Annotated in this window: 14 protein-coding genes, 1 pseudogene and 1 riboswitch; of the genes and pseudogenes, 10 read left to right on the top strand and 5 right to left on the bottom strand. The window is 65.5% G+C overall.

The window, feature by feature from the left end; translation table 11 throughout:
- Position 1: 1 nt before the first annotated feature.
- From JQ566_RS34925 to JQ566_RS00380, 4 genes and pseudogenes are all read left to right on the top strand, one after another.
- Positions 2–91, top strand: a pseudogene (locus JQ566_RS34925) (nucleoside 2-deoxyribosyltransferase); the annotation flags it as partial.
- Between the two features lie 39 nt (positions 92–130).
- Positions 131–865 carry a TlyA family RNA methyltransferase gene (locus JQ566_RS00390; protein WP_212367802.1) on the top strand — a complete coding sequence of 245 codons (735 nt, stop codon included), beginning with the start codon at positions 131–133 and terminating at the stop codon, positions 863–865.
- On the top strand, positions 858–2,105 hold the full coding sequence (locus JQ566_RS00385; protein WP_212367800.1) for a class I SAM-dependent RNA methyltransferase: 1,248 nt from the start codon (positions 858–860) through the stop codon (positions 2,103–2,105). Before JQ566_RS00390 ends, JQ566_RS00385 begins: the two co-directional genes overlap by 8 nt.
- Before the next feature lie 111 nt (positions 2,106–2,216).
- Positions 2,217–3,293 (top strand): Acg family FMN-binding oxidoreductase, encoded by a 1,077-nt coding sequence (locus JQ566_RS00380; RefSeq protein WP_349643292.1) that lies wholly within the window; start codon positions 2,217–2,219, stop codon positions 3,291–3,293.
- Here the strand turns inward: JQ566_RS00380 and JQ566_RS00375 are convergent.
- Positions 3,290–3,889 (bottom strand): hypothetical protein, encoded by a 600-nt coding sequence (locus JQ566_RS00375; RefSeq protein ID WP_212367797.1) that lies wholly within the window; start codon positions 3,887–3,889, stop codon positions 3,290–3,292. The two genes, JQ566_RS00380 and JQ566_RS00375, sit on opposite strands and share 4 nt — an antisense overlap.
- Before the next feature lie 109 nt (positions 3,890–3,998).
- On the opposite strand from JQ566_RS00375, the gene JQ566_RS00370 reads away from it, so the two are divergent.
- On the top strand, positions 3,999–4,844 hold the full coding sequence (locus JQ566_RS00370) for a nucleotidyltransferase domain-containing protein (RefSeq protein WP_212367794.1): 846 nt from the start codon (positions 3,999–4,001) through the stop codon (positions 4,842–4,844).
- A 3-nt stretch (positions 4,845–4,847) separates the two neighbouring features.
- Here the strand turns inward: JQ566_RS00370 and JQ566_RS00365 are convergent, their stop codons facing one another.
- Positions 4,848–5,483 (bottom strand): hypothetical protein, encoded by a 636-nt coding sequence (locus tag JQ566_RS00365; RefSeq protein ID WP_212367790.1) that lies wholly within the window; start codon positions 5,481–5,483, stop codon positions 4,848–4,850.
- Positions 5,484–5,658: 175 nt separating this feature from the next.
- Positions 5,659–6,522 (bottom strand): DUF1194 domain-containing protein, encoded by an 864-nt coding sequence (locus JQ566_RS00360; RefSeq protein WP_212367787.1) that lies wholly within the window; start codon positions 6,520–6,522, stop codon positions 5,659–5,661.
- Between the two features lie 376 nt (positions 6,523–6,898).
- A riboswitch (Fluoride riboswitch) is annotated at positions 6,899–6,975 on the top strand.
- Between the two features lie 110 nt (positions 6,976–7,085).
- Between JQ566_RS00360 and JQ566_RS00355 the strand changes: the two genes are divergently transcribed.
- From JQ566_RS00355 to clpS, 5 genes are read left to right on the top strand one after another with little or no spacing between them, the layout of a single operon-like run.
- On the top strand, positions 7,086–8,291 hold the full coding sequence (locus tag JQ566_RS00355; protein WP_212371406.1) for an MFS transporter: 1,206 nt from the start codon (positions 7,086–7,088) through the stop codon (positions 8,289–8,291).
- A gap of 16 nt (positions 8,292–8,307) precedes the next feature.
- Positions 8,308–8,697: a fluoride efflux transporter CrcB gene (crcB, locus tag JQ566_RS00350; RefSeq protein WP_349643291.1), complete on the top strand. Its 390-nt coding sequence runs from the start codon at positions 8,308–8,310 to the stop codon at positions 8,695–8,697.
- A 6-nt stretch (positions 8,698–8,703) separates the two neighbouring features.
- Positions 8,704–9,132 (top strand): fluoride efflux transporter CrcB, encoded by a 429-nt coding sequence (gene crcB, locus JQ566_RS00345; protein ID WP_212367772.1) that lies wholly within the window; start codon positions 8,704–8,706, stop codon positions 9,130–9,132.
- Positions 9,133–9,134: 2 nt separating this feature from the next.
- Positions 9,135–9,476, top strand: a complete 342-nt coding sequence (locus tag JQ566_RS00340) for a DUF190 domain-containing protein (RefSeq protein WP_212367769.1) — start codon at positions 9,135–9,137, stop codon at positions 9,474–9,476.
- Positions 9,477–9,519: 43 nt separating this feature from the next.
- Positions 9,520–9,825 (top strand): ATP-dependent Clp protease adapter ClpS, encoded by a 306-nt coding sequence (gene clpS, locus JQ566_RS00335; RefSeq protein WP_027570976.1) that lies wholly within the window; start codon positions 9,520–9,522, stop codon positions 9,823–9,825.
- 43 nt (positions 9,826–9,868) lie between these two features.
- Here clpS and JQ566_RS00330 read toward each other — a convergent pair whose 3' ends face one another.
- Entirely contained in the window at positions 9,869–11,059 is a 1,191-nt protein-coding gene (locus JQ566_RS00330; protein ID WP_212367766.1) for an adenylate/guanylate cyclase domain-containing protein, read from the bottom strand.
- Positions 11,060–11,121: 62 nt separating this feature from the next.
- On the bottom strand, positions 11,122–12,210 hold the full coding sequence (aroC, locus tag JQ566_RS00325; protein ID WP_212367763.1) for a chorismate synthase: 1,089 nt from the start codon (positions 12,208–12,210) through the stop codon (positions 11,122–11,124).
- Positions 12,211–12,287: the final 77 nt, after the last annotated feature.

The following is a 12,287-nucleotide window of genomic DNA, read 5'->3' as shown; positions in this document are numbered from 1 at the left end:
CTGCCCGCCGGTGACGCCGGCCACGACGTCCATCGATGTCCGGCACGATCTGGCCGCGTTCGCGGCTTGCGTCCGGATGGCGGCCGCGTGATTGATCGCTACATTAGCCTTTCATCGCCCCGGAGATCCGATGCCCCCTCCCCGCAAGCGCGCGGATGTATTGCTGGTCGAGCGCGGCCTGTTCGAGAGCCGGGCGCGGGCACGCGCGGCCATCGAAGCCGGGCTCGTCACGGCCGACGACAAGCAGGTCTCGAAACCGTCGGAGACGATCGCTGAGGACGCGGTGATCCAGGCCGAGCCCGCGCACCCCTACGTCTCCCGCGGCGGGGTCAAGCTCGCCGGGGCGCTGGAGCGCTACCCGATTGATGTCGAGGACCATGTCTGCCTCGATGTCGGCGCCTCCACCGGCGGCTTCACCGAGGTGCTGCTGGCGAACGGCGCCAGCCTGGTGTTCGCAATCGACGTCGGCAGCAGCCAGCTGCATCCCTCGCTGCGCGATCACCCGAAGATCGTGTCGATGGAGGAGACCGACATCCGCAGTTATGAGGGCAAGCGCCTGCCGGCGCGGCCCGATGTCGTCGTCATCGACGTCAGCTTCATCTCGCTGAAGGCGGTGCTGCCCGTGGCGCTGTCGCTAGCGGCCGCGCCGATGAGCCTGCTGGCACTGATCAAGCCGCAATTCGAGGCGGACCGGAAGCACAACAAGAAGGGCATCATCCGCAACGCCGCCGTGCACCAGGAGATCTGCGACGACATCGCGGCCTTTGCCGCTTCGCTCGGCTGCACCGACATCGAGGTGTTCCCCTCGCCGATCACGGGCGGCGACGGCAATCTCGAATTCTTCCTGGGCGCGCGCCGTGGTTGAGCGACTGACCATCGATCATGTCGGCCATCGCGGTGACGGCGTCTGCCTCGACGCCGGCGAAGCAATCTATGTGCCCTACACGCTCGGCGGCGAGACCGTCGAGGTCGATCACGTCGTGGGCCACCATCCCGACCGCCGCAAGCTGCTCGCGGTGGAGGTCGCAAGTCCCGAACGCGTCGAGCCATTCTGTCCGCATTTCGGCGTCTGTGGCGGCTGCGCCATCCAGCATTGGGCGGCCGAGCCGTATAGCGCCTGGAAACGCAATATCGTGGTGGAAACGCTGGCGCAGGCCGGCGTCAATTGCGAGGTGGCGCCGCTGGTCGATGCCCACGGCGCCGGGCGCCGGCGCATCACGCTGCATGGCCGGTTCGGCACGCACGACATCCTCAAGGTCGGCTTCTCCGCGACGAGCTCGCATGACGTCATTCCGATTCATCGCTGCCCCATCCTCGATCCCGCACTCGCCAGCGCGCTTGATGCCGCCTGGGCGCTGGCCGAGCCGCTGACATCCAGGATGCCGGTGACGAAGCCGCTCGATATCCAGGTCACCGCCACCGCCAACGGCCTCGATGTCGACGTGCGCGGCTCCGGCCCGCTGCCGACGCAGCTGGTCACGGCGCTGTCGCGCGTCGCCGAGCAGCATCGCCTGGCACGGCTGACCCGGCACGGCGAGCTGGTGCTGCAACGCCTGCCACCGACGGTGAAGATGGGCCGCGCCGAGGTGACGCTGCCGCCAGGCTCGTTCCTGCAGGCGACGGTGGCGGGCGAGGAGACGCTTGCGGCACTCGTCGCCGAGCGCATCGACAAGGCCAAGGAGGTTCTCGACCTCTTCTGCGGCGTCGGCCCGTTCGCTCTGCGGCTCGCGGAGAAGGCCCGCGTCACTGCTTACGACAGCGACGCCAGCGCCGTCGCAGCCCTCGTGAAAGCCGCGCGCACACCGGGCCTGAAGCCGATCAGGTGCGAGCCGCGCGATCTGTTCCGCCGCCCCCTGGTGCCGCAGGAGCTGCGCGACTTCGACGCCGTGGTGTTCGACCCGCCGCGCCAGGGCGCCCAGGCGCAGGCGTTGAAGCTCGCCGCGAGCAAGGTGCCCGTCGTGGTCGCGGTGTCCTGCAACGCCGCAACCTTTGCCCGCGACGCGCGGCTGCTGATCGACGGCGGCTATCGGCTGGAGGCGGTGGTTCCGGTCGATCAATTCCGCCACACGCCGCATGTGGAGCTGGTCGCGAAGTTCGCGCGGTAGGCCGCGAGCTCACAACCGAGCGAGGGTCCTCCAACCTTGATGCCCGTCAATTGCTCCGTCGTTCGCTGGCGCTAAAAGCGTCCTGTGCAATTCAACGTGGAGCGGACGTTCGTGGTTGACCGACGCCAATTCATCGCGGCAGCGCTCGGCCTTTCTACGGCAGCGATCGGCGGCCCAGCTGTAGCTGCGGCCATGACCTATGACGAGGCGGCAAATACGTCACGGGCTCCGCTGCAAGCCGTGCCGAGGGATCGCGAGCTCGTGCGCTTTGCTACCCTCGCGGCCAACAGCCACAACACCCAGCCATGGATCTTCTCGGTTCGCGGCAATGTCATCGCGATTGCGCCGGACTTCACGCGCCGCTGTCCGGCCGTCGATCCGGACGATCATCACCTCTTCGTCAGTCTCGGCTGTGCCGCCGAAAACCTCATCCTCGCCGCGTCCACGCTGGGCTGGCACGCCGATCCGGTCGTCGACGGCGATCGCATCGTGATCACGCTCGATGAGGCCCCTCCTGCGGCATCGGCACTGGCCGACGCAATTCCCGTCAGGCAATGCACCCGTGCCGCCTTCGCCGGCAAGCCTGCCGCGCCCGAGATCTTGCACCAGCTCGAGAACGCCTGCCGCCAACCCGACGTCGCGGCGATCCTGATCACCGAGCGTGCGGGCATCGCAAAAGTCACCGACTACGTGCTCGAAGGCAACTCGGCGCAAATGCGCGACACGGCCTTCATGCGCGAGCTCGTCAGCTCGATCCGCTTCAACGAGGCGGAGGCACTCGCGACCATGGACGGGTTGTTCGCGCCCGCGTCGGGAAATCCTTCGCTGCCTTCATGGGTGGCGCGGCCGCTTCTGAAGCTGTTCTTCACCGAGAGCGGGGAAAACAAGAAATACCGCGAACAGCTCGACAGCTCTGCGGGCGTCATCGTGCTCGCTGCCGATCGCAGCGACAAGTCGCATTGGATCGCGGTCGGCCGCGCCTGTCAGCGCTTCGGGTTGCAGGCGACCGCGCTGGGACTGAAATATTCCTTCGTCAACCAGCCAATCGAGGTTGCAGCACTGAGGCCGCAATTTGCGACCTGGCTCGGACTCGGCGAACGGCGCCCCGACATCGTGATGCGCTTCGGAACCGGCCCGAGCCTGCCGAAATCGCTGCGGCGTCCGCCGGAGCTGGTGATGCAATCCTAACGCCGAAGGCCGCTCAGCGCCGGCGATTCGCCGGGCAGCATGTTCGATCTGATGTCGCTGTCCATGCGGCCCGAATCCTGCTGGGTGTAGCCGACGCCGAACGACAGGCTGAGATTGGAGGTCGGCTTGAATTCGACACCCGCAAACCCGCCATAGCCGGGCCCGGCGCTGGAGGTGAGCGGTGCCAGCGAGCTGCCGACGCCGTTGCCGTATTTCAGCGTGTCGAAGCCGGCGAAGAACGTGACGGGCATGCCGCCAGCCGTCTTCGTGTTGTAGCCGAACTGCGTGCTGTCATAGGACAGCGCGCTGAAATTGCCGGCCGAACCGGGTTGATTGAAGCCGCTCCAACCCAAATTGCCGCGTTCGCTGCCGACGAAGAAACCGTTCGCATAGCTGGTACGCCAAGCCGCATCGCCGGCGTTGAAGCTCGGGAAGTTGCCGTAGATATCAGAGCTCTGACCGGCGCCTCCGCCGAGGCCGAAAGGCCCGCCGGGGATCCAATATCTCAGCGGCGCGACTTGCGCATGAACCAGCTCTCCGCCGAGACAGAGCACTGCGAGAGCTGCAAGGAGACATGAACGTGCGAGGTTGAACATTCAGATGACCGTCAAGAACTCCGTAAATTATACTCCTCGACCATCATCAATGCCAGCGAAGTGACCGCGCCGGCCTCGCTGCCGCAAGCCTTTCGGGGAACTGCACCTGATGCCGCACGATCCGTTGCTCACCCGCCTGAAATCCGTTCTTGCCGACGTGCCGGGCGTTCAGGCTGTCGTGCTCGGCGGCTCACGCGCGCGGGGCAGCGGGCACGCGGCGTCGGACTACGATATCGGCCTCTATTTCAAGACGGCGATTCCGCTGGACACCGAACGGGTGCTGGCCGCCGCGAAGGACATCGCTGACGATCCCGCCGTCACGGCCGTGACGCCAGTCGGAGAATGGGGCCAGTGGATCGTCGGCGGCGCCTGGCTTGCGGTGGAAGGCCGCAAGGTCGACCTGCTCTACCGTAATGCCGACGCGGTCGAGGCCGTCATGGAATCCTGCCGCGCCGGCGTGATCACCATGGACTACCAGCCCGGCCATCCGCACGGCTTCTGCTCGGCGATCTGGATGGGCGAGATCGCGTATTGTCAGCCTTTGCACGATCCGAACGGCGTGATCGCTCGGCTCAAATCGATCGCGCTGCCTTATCCGCCGCCGCTGCGTGTGGCGTTGATCCGGCGCTTCCAGTGGGAAATCCTGTTCAGCATCGAGAATGCCGAGCTCGCAGCCGTACGTAACGAGCGGAGCCACATCGCGGGATGCGTCTACAGGTCGCTCGCCTGCGTCGCGCAGGTGCTGTTCGCACTGAACGAGCGCTATCTGATCAACGAGAAGGGGGCCCTGCAGGAGGCAGCCGGCTTGCCGCTGGGGATCCCACACTTGGTGGAGCAGTCCGACCAAATCTGGCAACTCGTCGCTGATGGCGGCTTCGCACAGGCCTGCGCAATGCTGCGGCAAGTCGACAAACAATTGAAGACGCTGACGCAACCCGGCGGGACACCGCCGTGACCGCTATGCCGTCTTGTCGACAGAAGACGACGAATCCGCCGGCGGATATTTCGTCACCGGCACCATGAAGGATTTCGTGCCGACCTGATAGATGACCTTGCCGTTCTGTCCGTCGTCGGTCGCGATCTGTGCCTGCCCGAACATGATGACGTTCTTGTAGACGTAGCCGGTGCCCTGGCGCGTAATGCCGTCGGTGGTGACGCTGACCTGCGCTTCCTTGCCATTGACCGCGAGCACCTTGAAGCTCGCGCTCTTGCCGTTGGCGCTGGAATAGCCGCCCCAGCTTCCCATCAGGCGGCTGTCGGAAGCCGGCGGCGCCTGCTTCTCGAGATTCGCGGTCTGCTTGCCAGCGCCCCCGAAGGAGAACAGCAGCACCATGTTCTTGCCGTCCTTGGTGCCGACCGTGACCCCGCCAAAGGTGATAAGCGTGCCCCGAACCTCGGCAAAGCCGCGCTCGGTGTGCCCGTTATGAGTGTATTCGACCTGCGCCCGGGCACCGCGGATGTTCACGACCTTGAAGCCAACGGGCTGGTTGTTGCCCACCCAATTGCCCTTCCAGTCACCGATCAGCGCGCTCTGGTGATACAGCCGCTCATTGGCGGGCGAAATCTGGCTGGTGCTCGATGTGACGATCGCCATTGGAATGCTCGGTGGACGGGTTCGACGAACCCGCTCTCGTTCGCGCGTCCGACAGCAAAGTCAAAACAGCGATCGGAAACGAACTGAAACGACCGGATTAGGGCCATGCACCGGTTAACGAGCGGTTAAGTTCAACCGCCGGGCGAGATGAGGCGAAACGTCCCAACGGGGTGCGCTAGCGTCCCCAGCGATCGGACCAGATCTTCTCGCCGATCAGGCAGTTGACGCGCGGCTCCTTGTCGGCAACGCGCATCACGGGACGCTCCGGCGTGCGGCCGGCGACCTCCATCAGCAGCTTGGTGCGGATCGCTTCCTTGAACTTGTCGCGGTCCTTGATCGTGACGACGAAGGAGCCGGGACCTCCGATGACGCAGTCCTCGTAGTAGAAATCGAGATTGTCGATGTCCATCGTCGAATAGGACGGCTCCTTGACCATGATCGGCAGGCCGTTGATGACGATGCCCTTCTCGAGCGCGGCATCGCGCGCCACCGTGACCGGACCGCCATTGTTGTTCGGGCCGTCGCCGGAAATGTCGATGACACGGCGCAAGCCCCGATAGGGGTCCTCGTCGAACAGCGGCATCGCGAAAGTGATCGCGCCGGAGATCGAGGTGCGCGAAGCGCGCCGGATCGGCGTCTTCATGATCTCGGCGGCGACCGCATCCGCCGTCTCCGGTCCGTCGACCAGCCGCCAGGGAATGATGATCTTCTGGTCGCTGGAGGCGGCCCACTCGAAATAGGTCACCGCGATCCGGCCGTTCGGGCCGAGCTTCAGCGCCTGCAGGAACTCCTTCGACTGGATGGCCTGCGCATATCCCTCGCGCTGGATCGCGAGCTCGTCCATGTCCATGGAGTAGGACACGTCGACCGCCAGGATCAGCTCGACGTCGACCGTCTGCGCGTCCTTGTCGGCCGCAAGCCGCTGCGGTTGAGTTTTGGGCGCTTCGAATTTGGGTCCTGGTGCCGCGATGCCCGCGACGTCCCCTCCGGCAAACATGCCGGCCACCAGCACAGCCCCGATCGAGAACAGCAAACGCATCGCAGTCTCCCGTCGTATGACGCGATGGTGACATGCAATCGCCTTGCCGCAAAGGCCGAAGATCGCTTGCGCTTCACATTCGAGTTAAGAATTCCCGGGTCGAGAATTCTCGAGATGGGAATTTGCGCGCTTTGTGCAAAGCTGCCGCCGTGTTGCCGCGCTCGCGCCGCAGGAGCGCTCGCGATCCCGCAAGCTGTCATTCCGGGACTCGCGAAGCGAGAACTCCGGCGCGCCCTTGCGCGCCTGAGAATCTCGAGATTCTCAGGTGCGCAAGGGCGCACCGGAGTTCGATGCTGCGCATCGCCCCGGAATGACGGTGCCAGTGGAGACACTCCCCCTCCCACTTGCCCGGCACGATTTCCATGCTAGGGTTGGTCGCACAGATGGGGATGGAGTCCCCCGACAACCGCCCGGCGGTCGATGACCTCGTGGGCTGATGACCCCTGCTTGAGGAGAGGCGATGTTTGGGCCTCTGCCTTTGGCGGGAGCATAAATATACCCGCCGATGGCGGGTTTTTTGTTGCCTGGTGGCGAAGGCCAAAGGAGAAGGCGAAGACGTGACGATGACGACACCGAACGCGGCGCGCACCACGCTGCCCAAGGGGATCTGGGTGCTCGGCTTCGTCTCGATGCTGATGGACATTTCCTCCGAGATGATCCACGCGCTGCTGCCGGTCTATCTCGTCACCGTGCTCGGCGCTTCCACGCTCACCGTCGGCTTCATCGAGGGGATCGCGGAGGCGACAGCCGCGATCACGAAGATCTTTTCCGGTGCGCTGTCGGACTGGCTCGGACGCCGCAAGCTGCTCGCCGCGCTCGGCTACGGGCTTGCCGCCTTCACCAAGCCGCTGTTCCCGCTCGCACCCAGCGTCGGATGGCTGGTGGCCGCGCGCTTCATCGATCGCGTCGGCAAGGGCATTCGCGGCGCGCCGCGCGATGCGCTGATCGCCGATATCGCGCCTCGCGGCCTGCGCGGCGCGAGCTTTGGCCTGCGCCAGTCGCTCGACACCATCGGTGCCTTCGTCGGGCCGCTGGTCGCGATCGGCCTGATGTGGTGGACGGCGGACAATTTTGTCCTCGTGTTCTGGGTGGCCGTGCTGCCGGCCTTCCTCTCCTTTGGCCTGATCGCCTTGGCCGTGAACGAGCCGGAGCCGGACCCGAGCCGGGAGCCTGCGAAGAATCCGCTCAATCTCGCCGCAATGCGGCAGCTCGGATCCGTGTACTGGCGCGTCGTCGCGGTCGGGGTGGTGTTCACACTCGCCCGCTTCAGCGAGGCCTTCCTGATCCTGCGCGCGCAAAACATCGGCCTCAATGCGATGTGGGTGCCGGCGGTGCTGGTGCTGATGAACATCGCCTACGCGCTCTCGGCCTATCCGGCCGGCGTGCTGTCGGACCGGGTCAACCGGACCAGCCTGCTCGCTGTTGGTCTCCTCTTGCTCGCCGGCGCCGACCTTGCATTCGCGCTGCTGCCGAACCTTGGTGGCCTCGCGCTCGGTGTCGTGCTGTGGGGGCTGCATATGGGATTGACGCAGGGCCTGCTCGCGGCGCTCGTTGCCGACGCAGCCCCGCCGAGCCTGCGCGGCACGGCGTTCGGCTATTTCAACCTGTTCACGGGGCTTGCCCTGCTGGCGGCGAGCGTCATCGCCGGTGCGTTGTGGGATGCCTATGGCCCGGCCGGCACGTTCCTGGCCGGGCTCGGCTTCGCTCTGGTGTCGCTGGTGGGGTTGCTCGCCATCGGCAACGGGCTGGCCACGGAGGACAAACGATGACGGGAGGCGGTTCATCGTGCTGAGCGGAGTGCTTGCGATCATGATCGGCAGCGTGCTGGGCGGCTGCGCGCGCTATTTCGTCTCCGGTGCGATCGCGCGGCGGCTGGGCGAGACGTTTCCGTGGGGCACCATGACCATCAACGTCACCGGCGCCTTCCTGATCGGCATTTTGGGCGCGCTGGCGACGCATCCGGGCTCGGTCTTCGCCTCACCCACACCATGGCTGTTCGCGGTGACCGGGTTTCTCGGCTGCTACACCACGGTGTCCTCGTTCAGCCTGCAAACGCTGACGCTCGCGCGTGGCGGCGAGCCGCTCTCGGCGCTCGGCAATGTCGTGTGCTCGGTCGGGCTGTGCCTCGCCGCCGTCAGCTGCGGCTTCCTCATCGCCGACAGCTTTGGAGGGTAGAGGCGAATGAACGCTCCGTCCTCCGCCGAACGCTGGCGCAGCGTCGTGCTCTACGCCTGGGTCGCCGCCGGCAGCATCGCCGGCGGGCTGACGCGTTATCTGGTCGGACTCGCGCTCGACACCGGGCCGGGCTTTCCTGTCGCGACGCTGTTCATCAACGCGACGGGCTCCCTGATCATCGGCTTCTACGCGACGCTGACCGGCCCCGACGGCCGCGTGCTGGCGCGGCCCGAGCACCGGCAATTCGTCATGACCGGGTTTTGCGGCGGCTACACCACCTTCTCGGCCTTCAGCCTGGAGACCTTCCGCCTGCTCCACGGCGGCATGAAGTACACGGCGCTCGCCTATGTCGCGGCGTCCGTGATCTGCTGGCTGGTGTCGGTATGGGCCGGGCATATGATGGCGAGCCGCTACAATCGCTTGACAAGGAGCTGAGCATGCAAATCCCCGATCAGGCAGTTTCGCTCCGGATCTTCATCGGCGAGAGCGACCATTATGACGGCAAGCCGCTCTATGAGGCGATCGTGATGACCGCGCGCGAGCGACATCTGGCCGGCGCCACCGTGCTGCGCGGTCCGATGGGCTTCGGCAAGTCCAGCCGGCTGCACACCTCGAAGATCCTGCGGCTGTCGGAAGACCTGCCGCTGCTGATCGAGATCGTCGACAGCGAGGACAACATCAATGCATTCCTGCCCATCCTGGACGGCATGATGTCGAGCGGGCTGATCACCTTGGAGAAGGTGCAGGTCCTGCAATATGGTGCGAAGGCCGCGGGCTGATCGCCCCGGCAGGGAACCCAAGCCGCCGTGTCCAGGAGGCGGAATGAACGACGCCGTCACCAAGCCGAAAACCAGGACGAAGACCAAGGTCGAGCGACCGCGGCTGCACAAGGTCATCCTGATCAACGACGACTACACGCCGCGTGAGTTCGTCACCTTGGTGCTGAAGGCTGAGTTCCGCATGACCGAGGATCAGGCCTACAAGGTGATGATTACCGCCCACAAGCTTGGCGCCTGCGTCGTCGCCGTGTTCACTAAGGACGTCGCCGAGACCAAGGCCACGCGCGCCACCGACGCCGGCCGCGCCAAGGGCTATCCGCTGCTGTTCACGACCGAGCCGGAGGAATAGGGCTTCGTCTTGCGACGATGAACGACATTCAGCTCATTGCACGTCAAGCCATCACGACCGGCGTCTCTTCCGCGAGCCCGTACACGCGCTGCGCCTTGGAAAATCCCGCGATCGGAAACTCGCCGAGCTCGTGCCAATCGTGGCGGCAGACATTGGCAAAACCTTCCGAGGCGACGACAGTCCGCCCCAGGCGACCCGTGATCTTCTCCAGCCTTGCGGCAAGGTTGACGGCGGGGCCGATGCAGGTGAAGTCCAGGCGGTTGCCGCCGCCGATATTGCCGTAGAGAATGTTGCCGACATGCAGCGCGACGCCGAAGCGGAAGCGCTCGACGACGTCGCCGACCGAAAAGGTGAGCGCCTCGACGCTGGCGCGGGACTCGCGCGCCGCCTCCAGCACCCGCGCGCAGACATGCGCGGCATCGCCGACATATTCGTCGATCGGAAACACCGCGAGCAGGCCGTCGCCCATGAATTTCAGCACCTCGCCGCCATGACCGCGGATCGCGGTGACCTGGCAGTCGAAATACTGGTTGAGGATCTCGACCACGGTCTCGGCCGGCAGCCGGTCCGATAGCGCGGTGAAGCCGCGCAGATCCGAAAGCCAGATCACAGCCTGCATGATGTCAGTGTGACCGCGGCGGATCTGGCCGCCGAGGATGCGCGAGCCAGCACGGTTGCCGACATAGGTGTCGAGCAGCATCTCGGCGGTGCGGCGCAGGCTGATGATCTCGCTGATGCGCGCGAGAGGCGCAATGACAGCTCGGATGGCCGCGATGTCGTCGTCGCTGAAGCCGCCGGACTGCTGCGTGATCCAGCTCGTCGCGTGAATGGAGCCATCGAGAAAAGGCACCGGCACCGCAACATAGTCGGTCGCGCCTTCGGCGCGCATATCGTCGAGGAACGGAAATCGCTTGCTGTCGGGATCGCTTGCGCGGCCCCTGACCTCGATCCCCTGCTCGAACACGACGCGGAGCGGGCTGCGGGCGAATTCAGGCGTGTCCAGGATCTCGAAATCGACGCTGCCGACTTCGACTCCCTGGCCCTGCCGCCAGATGAAGTTGCGGCCGAAGACCTCGGGATGCAGCGTGCGGATGAAGATGCCGAACCGCCACAGCGGCAGGCCGGCCGCGACCAGACGTTCGCAGAAATCGGCAATCCCTACGGCCGGCTCCTGAGCCGCCCAGACGCCGTCGATCAACCAGTTGCAGATGCGCTGAAGCTCGGAGCTGTTCATGGCGGCATTTGCGGACGAAGTTGTGAGGTCGTCAAGCTGCGCGGTGGGCTAGTACCGCGACATCAGCGTCCCACCTGCCCGCGATCGCGCAAAAAGTGATCGGCCAGAACGCAGGCCATCATGGCCTCTCCGACGGGTACGGCACGGATGCCGACGCAGGGGTCATGGCGCCCCTTGGTGGAGATCTCGGTATCGGCGCCCTTGCGATCGACGGTGAGACGCGGCTGCAGGATCGACGAGGTCGGCTTCACCGCGAAACGCACCACCACCGGCTGTCCGGTGGAGATGCCGCCCAGCACACCGCCGGCATGGTTGGACAGGAAGCGCGTGCCGTCATTGCCGGTGCGCATCTCGTCGGCGTTCTCCTCTCCGGTGAGCTCGGCCGCGCCGAAGCCGGCGCCGATCTCGACGCCCTTCACCGCGTTGATGGTCATCATCGCGCCCGCGAGATCGGAATCGAGCTTGGCGTAGATCGGCGCGCCAAGACCCGCCGGCACGCCTTCGGCCACGACCTCGATCACAGCGCCGATCGAGGATCCGCTCTTGCGGATGCCGTCGAGATAGGTCTCGAAGAACGCGGCCTTGTCCTTGTCGGGACAGAAGAACGGGTTCTTGGCGATCTCGTCCCAGTCCCACTTCGCGCGATCGATCTTGTGCGGGCCGATCTGCACCAGCGCGCCGCGCACCTTCACGTCGGGCAGCACTTTTCGCGCGATGGCGCCGGCGGCAACGCGCATCGCGGTCTCGCGCGCCGAGGAGCGCCCGCCACCGCGATAGTCGCGCAGGCCGTACTTCGCCTCATAGGTGAAGTCGGCGTGACCGGGACGAAACTTGTCCTTGATCTCGGAATAGTCCTTCGAGCGCTGGTCGGTGTTCTCGATCAGGAGGCCGATCGGGGTGCCCGTCGTCACCTGCACGCCGGTCTCCGGGTGCGCCATCACGCCGGACAGGATTTTGACCTGGTCCGGCTCCTGGCGCTGGGTGGTGAAGCGCGACTGGCCGGGCCGGCGGCGGTCGAGGTCCTTCTGGATGTCGGCCTCGGTGAGCGGAATCATGGGCGGGCAGCCGTCGACCACGCAGCCGATCGCCACCCCGTGGCTCTCGCCGAAGGTGGTGACGCGGAACATGTGGCCGAAGGTGTTGAAGGACATCCGTCTCTAGCTCGTAAGTCAGTTCTGACTTAACTCGCCCTGAAATGAGGGTCAAATGCCACCCCAGTCGTCATGGA

Origin of the sequence: Bradyrhizobium sp. SZCCT0231, assembly GCF_018130245.1 — a bacterium.
GTDB lineage: Bacteria > Pseudomonadota > Alphaproteobacteria > Rhizobiales > Xanthobacteraceae > Bradyrhizobium > Bradyrhizobium japonicum_F.
The sequence above is the reverse complement of the archived record's forward strand: the minus strand, read 5'-3'. Positions and strand labels throughout refer to the sequence as shown.

Excerpts from the sequence above, each read along its gene's own strand:
- clpS (WP_027570976.1), top strand. The coding sequence starts at position 9,520 with ATGAACGACGCCGTCACCAAGCCGAAAACCAGGACGAAGACCAAGGTC.
- JQ566_RS00340 (WP_212367769.1), top strand. The coding sequence starts at position 9,135 with ATGCAAATCCCCGATCAGGCAGTTTCGCTCCGGATCTTCATCGGCGAG.
- JQ566_RS00390 (WP_212367802.1), top strand. The coding sequence starts at position 131 with ATGCCCCCTCCCCGCAAGCGCGCGGATGTATTGCTGGTCGAGCGCGGC.
- JQ566_RS00330 (WP_212367766.1), bottom strand. The coding sequence starts at position 11,059 with ATGAACAGCTCCGAGCTTCAGCGCATCTGCAACTGGTTGATCGACGGC.
- aroC (WP_212367763.1), bottom strand. The coding sequence starts at position 12,210 with ATGTCCTTCAACACCTTCGGCCACATGTTCCGCGTCACCACCTTCGGC.
- crcB (WP_212367772.1), top strand. The coding sequence starts at position 8,704 with ATGAACGCTCCGTCCTCCGCCGAACGCTGGCGCAGCGTCGTGCTCTAC.
- JQ566_RS00370 (WP_212367794.1), top strand. The coding sequence starts at position 3,999 with ATGCCGCACGATCCGTTGCTCACCCGCCTGAAATCCGTTCTTGCCGAC.
- JQ566_RS00355 (WP_212371406.1), top strand. The coding sequence starts at position 7,086 with ATGACGACACCGAACGCGGCGCGCACCACGCTGCCCAAGGGGATCTGG.
- JQ566_RS00375 (WP_212367797.1), bottom strand. The coding sequence starts at position 3,889 with ATGTTCAACCTCGCACGTTCATGTCTCCTTGCAGCTCTCGCAGTGCTC.
- JQ566_RS00365 (WP_212367790.1), bottom strand. The coding sequence starts at position 5,483 with ATGGCGATCGTCACATCGAGCACCAGCCAGATTTCGCCCGCCAATGAG.
- JQ566_RS00360 (WP_212367787.1), bottom strand. The coding sequence starts at position 6,522 with ATGCGTTTGCTGTTCTCGATCGGGGCTGTGCTGGTGGCCGGCATGTTT.